The organism is Paenarthrobacter sp. NEAU-H11, assembly GCF_050573415.1.
Taxonomy (GTDB): Bacteria; Actinomycetota; Actinomycetes; order Actinomycetales; family Micrococcaceae; genus Arthrobacter.
The window spans coordinates 120754-135880 of record NZ_JBNZGA010000002.1 but is presented as its reverse complement, the minus strand read 5'-3'; the positions used below and the strand labels follow the sequence as shown (position 1 = coordinate 135880).

Below are 15127 nucleotides of genomic sequence, written 5' to 3'. Positions count from 1 at the left end.
ATGGTGGAAGAAACGCAGACGGGTATGGCCGGGACGATCCTGGGCGAACGCTACAGGGTTGGCCAGGTAATTGGCGACGGCGGCATGGGGAGCGTCTACCGGGGAACCGACGTGGTGCTGGGCAGGGAAGTGGCGCTTAAGGTCTTCCGTGCCGACGTCACCGATCCGGACGAACTGCGGAGGCAGCAGGCAGAAGCCCGGATGCTTGCCGGGCTGAACCACCCCGGCCTGGTCACGCTCTTCGACACCGGAACCCTGCTGAGCGGCGGGCGGGAGGTGCCGTTCCTGGTGATGGAACTGGTCAGCGGCGTGGACCTGCGCGGCCACCTGGCTTCGGGCCCGCTGCCCGGCGCTGAGGTGGCCCGGCTGGGCGCCGAGCTCGCGGGGGCGCTGCAGTACATCCACCACCGGGGCGTGGTCCATCGCGACATCAAACCCGCCAACATCCTCCTGACCCGTTACACGGCGGATTCCCCCCTGCGCCCCAAGCTGGCGGACTTCGGCATCGCACGGATGCTCGACGGCGCCCGGGTCACCGCCACCAACATGGTTCCGGGGACGGCGGCCTACTTGAGTCCGGAGCAGGCCAGCGGGGAGCAGGTTGGACCGCCGGCGGACATCTATGCGCTGGGGCTTGTGCTGCTGGAGGCGCTGACCGGGAAGGTGGCATTCCCCGGGCCGCCGCTTGAGGCCGCAGTGGCCAGGCTCTCGCGGGACCCGGATATTCCCGCTTCCCTGGGCCCGAGCTGGGTGCCGCTTCTCGCCGCCATGACTGCACGGGACCCCCGTGCACGGCCGGAGGCCTCGGCCGTGGCCGCAGAATTCGGCACGGCCGGAGACTGGGGCCGGCTGGCCGATGCAGGCGGCGGGGCAACGGCCGCCACCGCAGCCCTTCCGCAGCCCACCCGCGTCCTTGCTCCCCAACGGCCCGGAAATGCTCCCGGACCGTCCGGGAACTCCGGGCCCGCAGCGCCGGCAGGTACCCGGGGTCCCAGGATTCCCTCCCTTTCCGGCAGCGAAGCAACCAACGCGACGTCATGGCAGCGGGCTCCCCGGTCAGGAATCCCTGAAGCCGGGGCAGGAATCCCTGAAGCGCCGGCCCGCGGGCCATCAATCGCGCGGCGTCCGTGGAAGAAGCCCGGCACAATGGGAGGCCGCCGGCCCTGGGTCCTTGCCGCCGTCGCCGTTCTTGGGCTGGTCCTCGCGGCAGTCCTGCTGGCCGCCATCCAACGCCCCTCCCCGGCCCCCGTGGAAACACCCCAACCGGTCATCACCGGACCGCTGGGCGAGCACTTCAAGGAACTGGAAGAGAGCGTCACGCCATGAGCCGGACAAAACACGCGGTCCGGATCCTGGCCGCCTGCCTGGGGCTTGTGCTGTTGACGTCCTGCGCCGGTGCGTCGGAGCTGGATGCAGGAACGGCGGAAGGCCTGCAGGCCCGGGTGGCCTCGGCTAAGCAGTTCGCCGCGCAGCAGGACTTTCCGGCGGCGCTCGCCGAGCTTCAACAGCTGGGCCAGGACGTGGCAACCGCAGCGGAAAAGGGCCTGATGTCGGCCGAACGGAAGGCGCGCGCGGAGGCTGCGATCAGCAAGATCAGGGCTGAACTCGAGGCGGCGCAGCAGGCGGCGGAGCCGCAGCCCGCACCTTCCGCGGAACCAACGGCCGCTGAGGACCAGGAGGACGCCCAAAAGGAGGCTGAAAAGCAGCTCGAGGATGCCAAGAAGGACGCCGAGAAGGGCAAGGGCAAAGGTAACGGGTAAAGGCGGAGTAACCTCCGGCCGTTAGTACACGCTTGCCTGAATACATCTGTGGATGTACTTTGAGTCCATGGAATTGCTCACTCAGGCCCCCGTGCTGTCCAGGTTCGGTTATGCGGTGTCGGATGCCACCCGAGCGCGGATTCTCCTGGCCCTCTCGGAAGCGCCTGCTTATCCCTCGGATTTGGCGGACTCCCTGGGCGTCTCGCGGCAGAGCATGTCCAACCACCTGGCCTGCCTGCGCGGCTGTGGACTGGTGGTTGCTGTCCAGGACGGGCGGCGGAGCCGCTACGAACTCGCGGACGCCCGGCTTGGCCACGCCATCAAGGACCTGATCGGCGTTGTCCTTGCCGTGGATCCGGCCTGCTGCGCCCCGGACGGGGAGTGCGTGGCATGACGCTGATCCACACACCAACCCCGGAACGCCGTGCGGTGTTGAGCCGGAGGATCCGGCTGTTCGCGGCCGCCACCATCAGCTATAACGTCATCGAGGCCGTGGTGGCACTCTGGGCCGGCGGGACCGCGGACTCCTCGGCGCTGGTGGGCTTCGGCCTGGACTCGGTCATAGAGGTGGCATCCGCCCTGGCGCTGTCCTGGCAGTTCACCGCCAAGGATCCGGAGCGGCGCGAGCACCTGACCCTGCGGATCATTGCCATTTCCTTCTTTGCCCTGGCCGCGTTCGTGAGCGTGGACGCGGTCCGGTCACTCACGGGCGGGGGAGAAGCCCGGCACTCGGCGCCGGGAATCGCAATCGCAGCCTTGAGCCTGGCGGTCATGCCTGTCCTGTCCTGGGCGCAGCGCCGCGCCGGGCGGGAACTGGGCTCCAGGACCGCCGTGGCCGATTCCAAGCAGACGCTGCTCTGCACGTACCTTTCGGCCGTGCTGCTGGTTGGCCTGGTCCTGAACAGTGCATTGGGCTGGTGGTGGGCCGATGCCGGGGCCGCCCTGGTCATCGCCGGCATCGCCGTCCGTGAAGGAATCGACGCCTGGCGGGGTGAGGCCTGCTGCCCTGTCCTGCACGCCAATGACGGCAACGGCCCTGGTGAAGAAGACGCTGCCTGCTGCACCGGCTGCCAGGCAGACGCCCAGCCGGCGCCGGAAACCCCGGCATCCGGGCCGCCGCCGTCCGGCCGCTGAGCGCCCGCCTCCACCCCGGGGAACGTCCGGACCGCAGTGCGGAACCAGGATCCGGGTTCCGCACTTTCCCTTCCCCGCCAGTTGGCGCGGGTGGATCATTTAGCCATGGACAAGCGCGCAAGCCGTGGCGGCCATGGCGCCGCCGAGGGCGCGGAGGCCGCGAACGGGCCCGGGCGCCCCGGGCAACCTGGCCGGCCGGACCACGTGGTGGTGTTCGTCCACGGCATGGGCCGGGCCCTCAAGGGCGGCACCCTGCAGGAGTGGGCCCAGCCGCTGATGCTGAGCCTGCACGATCTCTCCCTGGACATGGTGCCGCACACCGCGCATCCGCACCTGGTGATCACCAAGGCCAACGCGGTGGGCGACGCGCCGGAGGTGCTGGTCAAGGTCCTCCGCGGCGTGGACGGCCACGAACCGGACTACCTGACTGTGCTCATGACCGAGGCGTCCTGGGGCAGGGACTTCGAGCCGGCGTCGGCCGCTTCAACCTACTCGTGGGCGCTGCGCACGGCCCTGCGCGTGTACATGCGGTCCGTGCAGCTGATCAAGTGGAACCTCCATCCCGGCCGGCGGAAGGACATCCGGTGGCTCGGCGCCTGGCTGAGGCAGCTGGTCCTCACATCGCTGGCCGCGTTCGCCGGGTTCTTCATCCTGCTTGCGGTGCTGGTGGTGCTGCTCCTGATCATCATCCTGGCTTGGATTCCGGGGCCGGGACGTTGGGCGGGGAAGCTCGTGTCCCTGTTCGCGGACTTCCTGGGCGATCCCCAGGTGTGGAAGCGCAAGCCACTTCAGGCCGCGGCCATGCGGCAGCGGGTGGTGGACACGCTCCAGCGCTGGGACCACAGCCCGGGCACGGAGGTGACCGTGGTGGCGCACAGCCAGGGCGCGGCGATCACCGGGCAGGTCCTGTTCCAGAACCAGGCCCGCGCCACCAACTTTGTCAGCGTGGGCAGCGGGCTGGACCTGCTGGGCTACGCGCAGTGGGGCGGCGGGACGGGGGAGGACCCGGTGACGGACTGGCTGGCCAACCCCCGTCGCCCCCGGTGGATTAACGTGTGGGGGAAGTTCGACTTTGTGCCCGCCGGGCCCATCTCCACGCACGCCAACGGCCCGCTGCCGGTCTTCGGCAAGATCTACGCCCGGGACACCGGGGGCGACGGCGGTCCGGGCCCCGAGGAACATCCCGTGTACAACAGGTCCGCCCTGATCTACGACCACATTGTCTACTCCAAGAACCGCGTTGAGGTGCTGGATCCGCTGGCGAGGCTGGTCCTGGACCCGCCGCCACCGGACACTGCCGGGCTGGCGTTCAGGATGCTCGACGGCGACCGGCGGCTCCGCCCGCACCGCGTCATGGTGAAGAGCCTGGGCGTGACGCGGCTTCTCGCCGTCATCACCTCAGCGCTGAGCGCTCCTGCTGCGCTGGTGTGGCTCGGTTCCCTGGACTGGACGCGGAACCTGGTCCAGTGCGGCCCGCCCGGCGCCGCCGGGGATCCCTGGTGGTCCGCCTGGCTGTGCTCCGGCCCGACCTACCACTGGGCGCACTGGCAGGACCTGGGCGTGCTGGCCGTGACAACCGCCGTGTTCGCCGGCGTGCTGGTGGGACTCCTGAACGGGCCGGTGTGGGGAGTGCTGCACGACCGGCTGCAGCGGCTGCGCAAGCCGTCCTTCCGGCAGTCCAGCGATCCCAGGCGGAACCTGCCGGCCAACCCCTGGTGGTACGTCACGTGGTATTTGCTGATCGTGACGGCGGTGGCCGTGGCCGTGCCGTTCATGCTGGCGTGGCCGGACCTGCCCTGGGTGGCCGTGGTGGTGCTGGTGGTTGCGCTCTGGGCGCTCTGCTTCACGCGCACGAGCATAACGGGCCTGCCGGCGCGGACCGGTGAACCCGTGCAGGCGCAAGCGGCTGCCAAGCCGCAGCGGGCGGCACCCCAGCGGCCGCCCGGCGTCGTCCGCGGCGAAAGGCAACAGGCTCAGCCCACCGGTTCGGCAAGCCTTCCGGCTAACACCGTGACCGGTGCGGCGGACCAGCGCTCGCGCTCGGGCTCATAGGAAATGACGACGGCGGCGTCGCTGTCCCGTGCCTCGTCCATGGCGAGCAGCAGGGCGTCCTCCACGTGCCGGGCGTACTCCAGCCGCTCCGCCAGCGTGCCCTGCAGGTCGGCGTCGTCAATCAGCACATGGCCCTTGCCGTCCACGATGACTTTCAGTGAATACCCCTGGTCCTCGTGCAAGGACCCCCTGGTGGATGAAATTTCGGTGACTCTGTCTGCCCGGACCAGCCCGTTGCCGAGCGTGCGGATCCACACTTCACCCATCGAATGACCTCCCCGTTGGCATGGGCGCGGAACAGCGCCCCATAAAGCGAACGCTACTCCTCCGCGGGGCATTTGTGACCCCCGAATTGCTACATTTACGGGCCTTTTGGCACTTCCGGCCGGGGTTTCCCGTGGGAACGATGTTGGCAGGCGGCGCGCCCAATCATTCCGGCCGTCCACTCGCTTTGGGAGTCACTATGGCGGACAAGACCGTGACCACCCGCGGCGGCAACATTGGCTCCGTGCTGGTTAACGCCGTGCTGCTGTGGGGGATCAACATCTGGCCGGGCTGGAAGGTTGTGCCCTTCCTGACGGCGGACATGGAACGTGTGCTCGGAATGATCAACGCGTCCCTGACCGCGGGCATCATCGCCAACCTCATCTTCGTGGTGATCCGCAACCGGGGCGTCATGGCCCTGGGGAACCTGGTGGTCCTGGGCATCGGACTTGCGGCCACCCTCCGGATGCTGGAGGTCTTTCCCTTCGACTTTGGGGACAGCTGGTCCGGCTGGCCCGTGGTGGTGCGGGTCCTGCTGGTGCTGGGCATCGTGGGCTCCATCATCGGCATGGTGGTGGAAATCGTGGCCATGTTCAGGTCGCTGGCAGGCTTCGGAGAGCGGGCCCGCCAGTAGTCTCCCGGCGCTGGGGATAGTCGGCTTGGCGTTGTACCGCGCTGCGCACCGAGGCCCGGGTTCGGTGCGCACGGACAGTCCCTGCGCACTGAGCCCGGGCCTCGAGGCGCAGGCCGGCGGCGTGCCGGGGAAGGGCGTGCCGGGCGCGGTCATAGGATAAATCTGATGACTTCCCCGGACGACCCCCAGCCCTTCAGCCTGCGCGGCATGGCGGTGGCTGCTTTCGGGCCCACGCTGCTCTACGGGATCGGCACGGGAGCCATCCTGCCCGTGGTGGCCCTCACCGCCCGCGATCTCGGCGCTTCGGTGGCCGTCGCGGCCCTGGTCGTCACGCTGATCGGCGTGGGGTCCTGGTTCTTCAACCTGCCCGCCTCCCTGGTGACCCTCAAGTTCGGTGAGCGCTGGTCCATCGTGGCTGCCGCCGTCGCCGCCGGGCTCGCGCTCGCGGCGGCCGGGCTGACTTCCGTGGTCCCCAACGGGCTGTGGCTGCTCGCAGTGGCGATGGCCGTCGTCGGGATGTCCGGGGCCGTGTTCGGCCTGGCCCGGCAGAAGTACCTCACCGAGGCCGTGCCCGTCGAATTCCGGGCCCGGGCGCTCTCCACGCTGGGCGGGGTGAACCGCATCGGCGTGTTCATCGGCCCGTTCCTGGGCGCGGCGGTGATGCAGTTCGCCGGGATCAGCGGTGCCTACTGGGTGGGCGTGGTGGCCATGGCGGGAGCCGCGCTGCTGTCCCTCACCATCCCGGACCTGGCCGTTGCGCCAGGGCCCGACGGCGGCCACAAGGGTCCGGAGCCCACCCTCCGGAGCGTTGCGGCGTCCCACGCAGGCGTGTTCCTTTCGCTGGGGGTGGGGATCCTGCTGCTCAGCGCCCTCCGCTCCTCCCGGCAGGTGGTCATCCCGCTGTGGGCGGACAACCTGGGCCTGGATGCCACCTCAGCTTCACTGATCTACGGGCTCTCCGGCGCGATCGACATGCTGGTGTTCTATCCCGCCGGCAAGCTCATGGACCGGAAGGGCAGGCAGTTCGTCGCCGTCCCGTCCACGCTGCTGATGGGCGCGGCCCTGCTGGTGATTCCGCTGACCGGCTCCTTTGCGGGGCTGCTGCTGGCGGCACTGCTGATCGGGTTCGGCAACGGCATCAGTTCGGGCCTGGTGATGACGCTGGGCGCCGACTTTTCGCCGGACCGGGGCCGCGGGCAGTTCCTGGGGCTGTGGCGGTTCATGGCCGACGCAGGCTCCACCGCCGGGCCCGTGCTGCTCTCCGGGGTGACTGCCCTTGCCACCCTTGGCGCGGGGATCTCAGCCACCGGCCTACTGGGGTTCGCGGCGGCGGCCGTGTTCGCCGTCGTGATTCCGCGCCTGAAGCACCGCCGCAACTACTGACCGGCGGGAGCGCGGGATATCCTCGACAGATGAGTGAACCGGGCACGCCCATGAGGATCAGTGCGCTGCAAAAAGGTGTCTGGTGGCTGCAGGACTACCTTTATGCCGCGGGATGGCAGGTCCGCGGCATGTTGTCGCGCGTCCAGCCCGGGTCGTTCCACCAGGGCCACCGGCGGCCGGTGCTGATCATCCCGGGTGTATACGAAAACTGGCAGTTCATGATGCCGCTCATCCAGTCCATCCACGATGCCGGCCATCCCGTCCACGTGGTCACGGTGCTGCAGCGGAACCAGCTGGACGTCCCCGCGGCGGCCCGGATGGTGGCGCAGCACCTGGAGGAAGCGGGGCTGCGGGACGCCGCGATCGTGGCGCACAGCAAGGGCGGCCTGATCGGAAAGTACGCCATGCTGATGCTGGACCCCGAGCAGCGGATCGACAGGATGGTCACGGTGTGCACGCCGTTCTCCGGTTCACGCTATGCCAGGTACATGCTGATGCCGAGCCTGCGCATCTTTTCGCCCCGGCACCCCCTGACCCTCGAACTGGCCCGCGAAGAGGCGATCAACAGCCGGATCACGTCCATCTACGGCCCGTTCGATCCGCACATTCCGGAGGGCAGCGTCCTTCCGGGCGCCACCAACATCGAGCTGCCCACCGCAGGGCACTTCCGGATTTTGGGTGATCCTGAGACGGCGCGGATCATCGTTGAGCAGCTGAACCTCGACGAGCCGTGACCCCCGGGCTGGAAAATCCGGATGTCGGGGATCCGCATGCGGGGTCCTCCGACGCGGGGTCCGCGCGGGCGGTTCCGGACGAGCCTGACCACTCCCGTTCCAGCAGCGCCGTGGAGCGCCGGCAGAGCAGGTGGGCCACAGTCCTGGCGGTGCTGCAGCGGCTGCTGTACCTGGCGGTCACCGTCGCCGTTGGCTGGGCGGTGTACTTTTTCCTGCTCGCCAGGCTTTCCCGCGGCCCTGAGCAGGCGTGGGTGTTCCTGCCCGTCTGGCTGATCCTGGCCTATGCGCTGCTGCCGCGCGTCCACAAGATCCTGAGCAGCCTGTACATCCCTGACTACTTCATCGGCCGGGCAAGGACGGGCGACGGCGTGCTGGGCGATCCCGTCAATCTCGCCGTAGTGGGGACGGAGGAAGAGCTGCGGCGGGCCATGCTTTCCGCCGGCTGGGTGGAGGCGGATCCCATCACCCCGGCGACCGCCTGGCACACCCTGGTGTCCACCGTCCTGGGCCGCAGCTATCCCGCCGCCCCGGTAAGTTCCCTGTACGTCTTCGGCAACAGGCAGGACCTGGCGTTCCAGCGCGAGATCGACGGGAACCCGCGCAAGCGGCACCATGTCCGGTTCTGGAAGTGCCCGCCCGGTTGGATGCTGCCGGGAGGCCTGTCCGTGGACTGGGTGGGGGCCGGCACGTACGACAGGAGCGTGGGACTGTCCCTGTTCACGTTCCAGATCACGCACAAAATTGCCGACCGTACGGACGAGGAACGCGACTTCATCATCGCCACGCTGCAGGCAGCCGAGGCCGTGCAGTCCGTGCACGTCATCCTCAACTACTCCAGCGGCTACCACCACCGCAACGGCGGCGGCGATGCCATCCGCACCGACGGGCATCTGCCGATCATTGACCTGTACGAGCCGGGCCGGCCGGGTGTTTCCGCCTGACTGCAGGTGCGCGGCGCCCGAACCTCGCATACGTTCCGAGTCCAATCGAAACCAGGATGAGGGCAGTACCTGTGGCCTCGGGCCCGGCCAGCAAGCCCGCGGCCAGGAACCCGCTGTCCATTGCCAAGGCGAGGAAGTGAATCCTCGGCGGTATCCTCATCTGACGCCTCCCCGCCCGGCACGCTTTGCCTGGCCCGCGGATCAGTCGCGTTCAGGCGCGCCCGTGCGCAGGACCTGGAAGTCTGCTCCCAGTTCAACGTCAACTTCGGAGCCGTCGTCAAGAATGATTTCCGCCTCGTAGGCGGCGCCGCCTTCATTCTCCCTTTCGACGTCCCCGATCCGGCCCTTGCCCACGTTCGCCAGTGCGGCTTGTCCTGCCCTGTCGCGGTCTGCAGCGCTCAGCGGCTGCCCTGAATCGTCGTCCCGGCCCTCCGAGACCACCCGGAACGAGCTGTCGAGTTCCACTTCCACCCGGTTGCCGTTGTTCAACTGAACGTTTACTTCATAGGAAGTATTGGGGTCGTTGTCAGTCTCGGCGCTGATAACGGTGCCGGGACCCGTGCGGGCAATGGCCGCATCGCTGGCCTGCTGCAGGGCGCTTCCGGTCAACGGCTGGTCGTCGCCCGGGGCGGTGCCGGCAGTGGCGACGGACGCTCCGGTGATGGCGGCTGCCGCGGCAGCAACGCCTGTGATCAATAGAATTTTCCGGCCCATGACGGTCTCCTGTTGTGTGGCCCCCAGCAGATCCTGATCGATAAAACCAGTGTGCTGCCAAGGCTTCTGCGCCCACAAATTCCGCCGGGCAAATCTCAGCCAGGTCTCAGTTTGCCTCAGCAGGGGCACAGCCTGGACAAGGGAATCAAAAACAGTTGCCGGGAGGGTTTGTCACAGGCGGCAGCGGGACGCATCCTTGGTTCATGGATGCCGAAAAGCGGCGCCCCCGCTTCGGGAAAACGCGCACCCGACGCTGGGGGGTGCGCAAACGGGCAACGGCCACGGCGGTCGCCTTTGTGGCGGCCGCGCTGCTCGTCGGCGGCCTGATTCTGCTGCTGCTGCTGCAGAGGGCCCTGGTAGCGTCCACCGAAAGGCTCACCCGGCTCCAAGCCGAGGATGTGGTGGCCCACATCGCGGAACAGGACCTCGAGGAAGCGGCCAACTACGTCAGGTCTGCGGCGCGCCCGGGCCAGTACATCCAGATCCTGGACCCCAACGGAGCTGTCCTGGCGGCGTCGGTCCCCGCCGCGGCTACCAGGCCCATTACGGCGCTGCGGCCGGAAGCCAAACAAACGCTGTTCGAGAATGTCTCCGTGCAGCAGAGCCTGTTCGATGATGACCTGCTCGTTGCGGCCACGGGCGTCGGCGAGGACGGGAAGGTGTACACCGTAGCCGTTGCCGCCACGGTAACAGTGCAGGCGGAGACCGTGGCCACCGTGGCATGGTTCATCCTTGGCGCCGCGCCACTCCTCCTGGCAGGTGTGGGCTTCGGGGTCTGGGTCCTCGTGGGACGGTCACTGCGGCAGGTTGAGCAGATCCGCGATCAGGTTGCGGGCATTAACGCCCGGAGCCTGGACGGCCGGGTGGGGGTGCCCCGGACGTCCGACGAGATCCAGGCCTTGGCGCAGACGATGAACATGATGCTGGACCGGCTGGAGGCCTCGGACCGGGAACAGCGGCGCTTCGTTTCCGATGCGAGCCACGAACTGCGCAGCCCGCTGGCAACCCTCAGCGCCGCGGTGGAGATCGCAGCTGCCGATCCGTCCGGGGCCATGTGGGAGGAGAGCAAGGAAGTTGTGGCCGGGGAAACGGCCCGGATGCGCTACCTGGTCCAGGACCTGCTGACCCTGGCCAAGGCCGATGACCAGGGCCTGCGCCTGGAGGCGGCGGACGTGGACCTGGACGACGTCCTCAACGACGAAGTCCGCCGCCTGCGCTGCACCAGCAGGCACGAGATCGAGGCCAGGCTTGAACCGGCCCGGATCACCGGTGATGTCCGGAGCCTCGGCCGGGCCATCAGGAATGTCCTGGACAACGCGCAGCGGTACGCGCGGGCCCGGATCGGCATCCAGGTGCGCAGCTCCCCGGACGGCGTGCTGCTCACCATCGATGACGACGGGCCGCCGGTGCCCGTTGCCGAACGAGAGCGGATCTTTGAACGCTTTGTCCGGCTTGACGAAAGCCGGTCGCGCGAAAGCGGCGGCAGCGGCCTGGGTTTGGCCATCACGTCCGCGATCGTCAGCGCCCACGGCGGCCGGATCCTGTGCACGGAAGCTCCCGACGGCGGCTGCCGGTTCGAGCTGGCATTTCCCGCCCAGGCCACCAGGGCTGAGTCCGCCGAGAAGGCCTTGGTCCAGCCGCTCACTCCGCTGAAAGGGCCGGGGAAACCGCTGCGGCAGGGCGGTCGGGGGTGAGCATGTACCCCATTCCCCGGATGGTGGTCAGGGTGTGCAGCCCGAAAGGCGTATCGATTTTCCGCCTCAGGTAGCCCATGTACACCTCGACGACGTTGCCCCCTCCCTCGAAGTCGGAACCCCAGACGTTGTCCAGGATTTCGGACTTGGACACCACCTGGCCGTGCCGGCGCATCAGGTAATACAGCAGCGCGTATTCCTTGGCGGTGAGCCCGATGGGGGTGTCTCCGCGGCGGACACTGCGGCTCACGGAATCCAGGTTCAGGCTCCCGAGGGCGAGGACCACAGGCCGCTCGGGGGCGCCGCGGCGTGCCAGGGCCCGGATGCGGGCCACCAGCACCAGGAAGCTGAAGGGCTTTGTAAGGTAGTCGTCCGCGCCAAGATCGAAGGCGTCGGTCTGGTCGTACTCACCGTCTTTTGCCGTCAGCATCAGGACCGGCGTCCAGATCCGGTGTTCCCGGATTCCCCTGAGTACGTCGTAGCCGTTCTTCAGGGGCAGCATCAGGTCCAGCAGGATCACGTCATAGGGGTTCTCCACCGCAGCCCGCAGGCCGCTGACGCCGTCGTGTGCCAGGTCCACGACGAACCCCTCATTGCGCAGCCCGCGCCGAACCGTTTCGGCCAGCACCACTTCGTCGTCGACGATCAGGACCCTCACGACCGCGCCTCCCGGTTCATACCGACAGTATCCCTGACCCCGTTGGGCTGCACCACACTCGGCACGGGGTAGGCGGCCGGAAGTCCCGGCGCCGCCTTGGGGGGCATACGGCGCCGGGACGCGGGATACCTGGCGGCGCCCACTTCAAAACGACGCCAGGAGACCGATGGGCGGGGTCAAAGAGCACCAATGTGGTCGAAATCCCCGGCCAAGCACCAGCAAGTATTCACGGGCTGTATCAAAAAAGGGGCCGGAAATTCCTCAAGAAACGGTCAACATTCACCCAGCCGGGGTCAGAAGCGACCGTCAGCGCCCTGGCGGGTCCCGCCGTCGTGCGGCATACGCGAACAGTGAGGTGGTGGCGACGGTGGCCAGGTACCCGGCGATCACGATCAGCGCGATCCCGGCCCAGAAATAGTTCGTGGTGCTGGCCTCCTGCCAGGGGCCGGGCGCGATGCGGGCCAGCGAGTACACCGCCACCGCCGCGGACACCAGCCCGATCGCAACCGGCAGCGTCAGCCAGAGCCGTGCCGAGCCGATGTGCCTGCCGAACCCGTCCCACTCATTCCAGGACCCGCGCCGCATGATGAGCCACCCCGCCGGAATCATGAACGCGCCCACCAGCAGGAACGCGGCCACCACGTCAGCAGGCCGGTGCCACTGGTTGATCAGCGTGGAGACCCCTGAGGCGATGGCGAAGGTGCCGCCCACGAAACCGGCCATCGGACGCCACCGGGGGGAGGCCATGAGGAAGACCGCGGCCGCAGCCGACGCCGCCAGCGTGGTGTGCCCGGACGGCAGCGAGTTCAGCTCCAGCGTCACCACACCCTTGTCCGGACGGGCCGGGAGCAGGTCCTTCAGCACCTGGGTGGCGATGTTCGCCCCGACGCACGCGGCCACGGCGATCCCGGCCTCCGTCCAGTGCTTCCGGATCACCGTGACAAACAAAACCACGACGGCGGCCATCACCAGTGAGATGGTGGGCAGCAGGTCCAGGAACCGTGTGCTCGCCTTGCCCGCCGGGCCGTGGATGCCCACGGCCTCCACCAGCGCCGACTCATCGATGAACTGGCCGGTGGTGGTCTGCACGAAGTAGTAGTAGGTGGCGATCAGTCCGGCCACGCAGGCCAGGGTGGCAAGCACGAACAGGAAGCCCGACCCCGGCGCGGGTCGGGCCGGTGTCCTGCTGGGTGCCTGCCGTTGGAAAGTCATCGGTTTAAGGGTGTCACAGAAAGCTGGGAGCCGGCGTCACCCAACTGGGTAGCGCCAAGTGTCGTTTTCAGGGTTCATAACGACACTTGGCGCTACCTAGTTGGGCGGGGGCGGGCCGGCCGGGGCGAGGCGGGGGAGGCTGGCCGCTGCTATCAACAGCGCGAGGGCGCCGAGTCCGAAGGGCAGGGCGGTCAGCGTGGCCACGCCCCCTACCAGCAGCGGCCCGCCGGCGTCGCCGAGTTCGCGCCCGAGTTCGGCGGAGCCCATGGTGCGGCCCATGCGCTCGGGCGGGGTGGTGTCCGCCAGGTGCGCGAAACCCAGCGGCGTGGCCGCCCCAACGCCGACCCCGATTGCCGCAGCGGCAAGGAAGATGGTGACCGGGCCCGGGGCGGCCGCGAGCACGCCGACGCCCGCCGCGATGAGGAGGAGCCCCGCCGTCGTGCCCTTGTTGTCCGTGATGCGGTTCCGGTCCCGCAGCCGGCCGATCCGCGGCTGGGTCAGGACGGAGCCGAGCGCCAGGAGGCTGACCGCGGCGGTGCCGGCGACGGCGTCCAGGCCGTGCCTCGTGGCCAGCGCCGGGAGGAATCCGACGGCGGCTCCGAGCGCCGCCGTCGAAGCCGCCAGGACCAGCGTGGGAACGAGGAAGCGCCGCTCGCCCACCTGCCGTGCGAGGTCCAGCACGGTGTAGCGCTGGCGGGGCAGGGGTTCAAGGTGTGGCACGACCAGCAGGACCCAGACTGCCGTGGCTGCCGCGAGCACGGACAGGGTGCCGAAAAGCAGGGCGAAGCCGCCGGCCCAGATCAGGCCCGCGCCCAGCAGCGGCCCGATGATGTAGCCCAGGCTTTTCCACGACCCGTACCTGCCGAAGTACGTGCCCGCATTTCCGCCCCGTGCGAGCCGGGCCACCATGGCGGACGACGCCGGCGAGAACGCGGATGCCGCCGCGCCCTGGCCGAGCCGCGCCAGGGCCAGCATCAGCGGATCCGCCGCCCAGAGCCCGATCAGGGACAGTGCGGCAAAAGCGAGCAGCCCGCCGACGATGACGGGTTTGGCGCCGATCCTGTCGCTCAGGGCACCGAAGACGGGCTTGAGGAAGACTTCGGAAACGTCGTACAGGGCGAGGAGGATGCCCAGGTTAAGCAGCGTCAGGCCGATGTTCCCGCTTTGCGCGCCCAAGCCCGCCGCGATGCTGTGGGCACCGAATGCCGTAACGAACCCGGCGGCATAGAGGGGCGCGGAGACGCTGGCGGCCTTGGCTGCAGCGGTGCGGGCGGCGGTCACGAGTGCACCTCGCCGTAGACGAGGGCGGCAAAACCGTCCAGGGCTGCGGCGCAGTCACCGAGCTTCCGCTCGGCACCCGCAGAAGCCGGGCTGCCGAAGACGTCCTTGGTCCGGAGGGCGCGGAACCAGCGGCGCAGCCGGTCCAGGCTCTGCTCCTCCTCCTCAAGCTCGGCCAGCGTGAACTTCCGCTTGGCGATTTCCTTCGCGATTTCGTCGGTGAACTTGCCGCAGTCGGCAACGAATTCCGCCCACTCCTCCGCGCGTGCAGCGGTGAAGAGTTCACGCAGCCTGGCGGCGTCGTCGTCGGCCGGCGCGGTGGTGAGCAGGAGCACTTCGCCGTTTCCGGCGGCGGCCAGCTCCTTGGCCTTCTTCGCGCCTTCGCGGCAGGCGGGCACGTCGGGCGCCGTCCAGGCGCCCTGCCCGACGGGGACCGCGCCGAAGCGCCGGAGTTCACGCCAGACCGCCACCCGGTGCCGCGAAGGTTCCGAGGGTACCTGCACGAGCATCACCAGCCAGGGCGCTTGTTCAAGGGAAGTCACACCATGAAGTGTAACAACTGTTACATGATCGGGAGTGCGGGTTGCCTCCCTCCCAAGTAGGTAGCGCTAAGTGTCGTTTTGACGCTCCAGAACGACACTTAGCGCTACCTAGTTGGGAAGGGGCGGG

Annotated in this window: 16 protein-coding genes; 10 read left to right on the top strand and 6 right to left on the bottom strand. The window is 68.6% G+C overall.

The features are described 5' to 3' along the window. The 5 genes from ACQ3DC_RS03195 (at position 1) to ACQ3DC_RS03175 (ending at position 4946) form a co-directional block, all read left to right on the top strand. Entirely contained in the window at positions 1-1326 is a 1326-nt protein-coding gene (locus ACQ3DC_RS03195) for a serine/threonine-protein kinase (protein WP_323056906.1), read from the top strand. Further along, positions 1323-1760, top strand: coding sequence for a hypothetical protein (locus ACQ3DC_RS03190; RefSeq protein ID WP_430751500.1), 438 nt, complete (start codon positions 1323-1325; stop codon positions 1758-1760). The genes ACQ3DC_RS03195 and ACQ3DC_RS03190 overlap by 4 nt, the downstream gene beginning before the upstream one ends. Before the next feature lie 67 nt (positions 1761-1827). Beyond that, entirely contained in the window at positions 1828-2154 is a 327-nt protein-coding gene (locus tag ACQ3DC_RS03185; RefSeq protein ID WP_430751499.1) for an ArsR/SmtB family transcription factor, read from the top strand. Beyond that, complete coding sequence (locus tag ACQ3DC_RS03180; protein ID WP_430751498.1) at positions 2151-2894, top strand: cation diffusion facilitator family transporter; 744 nt, start codon at positions 2151-2153, stop codon at positions 2892-2894. The genes ACQ3DC_RS03185 and ACQ3DC_RS03180 overlap by 4 nt, the downstream gene beginning before the upstream one ends. A 105-nt stretch (positions 2895-2999) precedes the next feature. Further along, entirely contained in the window at positions 3000-4946 is a 1947-nt protein-coding gene (locus ACQ3DC_RS03175; protein WP_430751497.1) for a hypothetical protein, read from the top strand. On the opposite strand, the gene ACQ3DC_RS03170 is transcribed toward ACQ3DC_RS03175, so the two are convergent. Continuing rightward, complete coding sequence (locus ACQ3DC_RS03170; RefSeq protein ID WP_104998767.1) at positions 4868-5212, bottom strand: hypothetical protein; 345 nt, start codon at positions 5210-5212, stop codon at positions 4868-4870. The genes ACQ3DC_RS03175 and ACQ3DC_RS03170 overlap by 79 nt on opposite strands. Before the next feature lie 197 nt (positions 5213-5409). Between ACQ3DC_RS03170 and ACQ3DC_RS03165 the strand changes: the two genes are divergently transcribed. The 4 genes from ACQ3DC_RS03165 (at position 5410) to ACQ3DC_RS03150 (ending at position 8902) form a co-directional block, all read left to right on the top strand. Continuing rightward, positions 5410-5844, top strand: a complete 435-nt coding sequence (locus tag ACQ3DC_RS03165) for a hypothetical protein (RefSeq protein WP_430751496.1) — start codon at positions 5410-5412, stop codon at positions 5842-5844. A gap of 165 nt (positions 5845-6009) precedes the next feature. Next, on the top strand, positions 6010-7227 hold the full coding sequence (locus tag ACQ3DC_RS03160; RefSeq protein ID WP_430751495.1) for an MFS transporter: 1218 nt from the start codon (positions 6010-6012) through the stop codon (positions 7225-7227). A gap of 29 nt (positions 7228-7256) precedes the next feature. Continuing rightward, positions 7257-7961 (top strand): esterase/lipase family protein, encoded by a 705-nt coding sequence (locus tag ACQ3DC_RS03155; RefSeq protein ID WP_430751494.1) that lies wholly within the window; start codon positions 7257-7259, stop codon positions 7959-7961. Then, positions 7958-8902: an LssY C-terminal domain-containing protein gene (locus ACQ3DC_RS03150; protein ID WP_430751493.1), complete on the top strand. Its 945-nt coding sequence runs from the start codon at positions 7958-7960 to the stop codon at positions 8900-8902. Before ACQ3DC_RS03155 ends, ACQ3DC_RS03150 begins: the two co-directional genes overlap by 4 nt. A gap of 201 nt (positions 8903-9103) precedes the next feature. Here ACQ3DC_RS03150 and ACQ3DC_RS03145 read toward each other — a convergent pair whose 3' ends face one another. Continuing rightward, on the bottom strand, positions 9104-9616 hold the full coding sequence (locus ACQ3DC_RS03145) for a PepSY domain-containing protein (protein WP_157241497.1): 513 nt from the start codon (positions 9614-9616) through the stop codon (positions 9104-9106). A gap of 203 nt (positions 9617-9819) precedes the next feature. On the opposite strand from ACQ3DC_RS03145, the gene ACQ3DC_RS03140 reads away from it, so the two are divergent. Next, positions 9820-11310, top strand: coding sequence for an ATP-binding protein (locus ACQ3DC_RS03140; RefSeq protein ID WP_430751492.1), 1491 nt, complete (start codon positions 9820-9822; stop codon positions 11308-11310). On the opposite strand, the gene ACQ3DC_RS03135 is transcribed toward ACQ3DC_RS03140, so the two are convergent. The 4 genes from ACQ3DC_RS03135 to ACQ3DC_RS03120 form a co-directional block, all read right to left on the bottom strand. After that, the gene (locus ACQ3DC_RS03135) at positions 11258-11968 is read right to left on the bottom strand and encodes a response regulator transcription factor (protein ID WP_157241499.1); all 711 of its coding nucleotides are present in this window, start codon (positions 11966-11968) and stop codon (positions 11258-11260) included. The two genes, ACQ3DC_RS03140 and ACQ3DC_RS03135, sit on opposite strands and share 53 nt — an antisense overlap. A gap of 306 nt (positions 11969-12274) precedes the next feature. After that, the gene (locus ACQ3DC_RS03130; RefSeq protein ID WP_323056918.1) at positions 12275-13180 is read right to left on the bottom strand and encodes a phosphatase PAP2 family protein; all 906 of its coding nucleotides are present in this window, start codon (positions 13178-13180) and stop codon (positions 12275-12277) included. Positions 13181-13276: 96 nt separating this feature from the next. After that, positions 13277-14461: an MFS transporter gene (locus ACQ3DC_RS03125; RefSeq protein WP_430751491.1), complete on the bottom strand. Its 1185-nt coding sequence runs from the start codon at positions 14459-14461 to the stop codon at positions 13277-13279. Next, positions 14458-15000 carry a Chromate resistance protein ChrB gene (locus ACQ3DC_RS03120; protein ID WP_321214180.1) on the bottom strand — a complete coding sequence of 181 codons (543 nt, stop codon included), beginning with the start codon at positions 14998-15000 and terminating at the stop codon, positions 14458-14460. The genes ACQ3DC_RS03125 and ACQ3DC_RS03120 overlap by 4 nt, the downstream gene beginning before the upstream one ends. Positions 15001-15127: the final 127 nt, after the last annotated feature.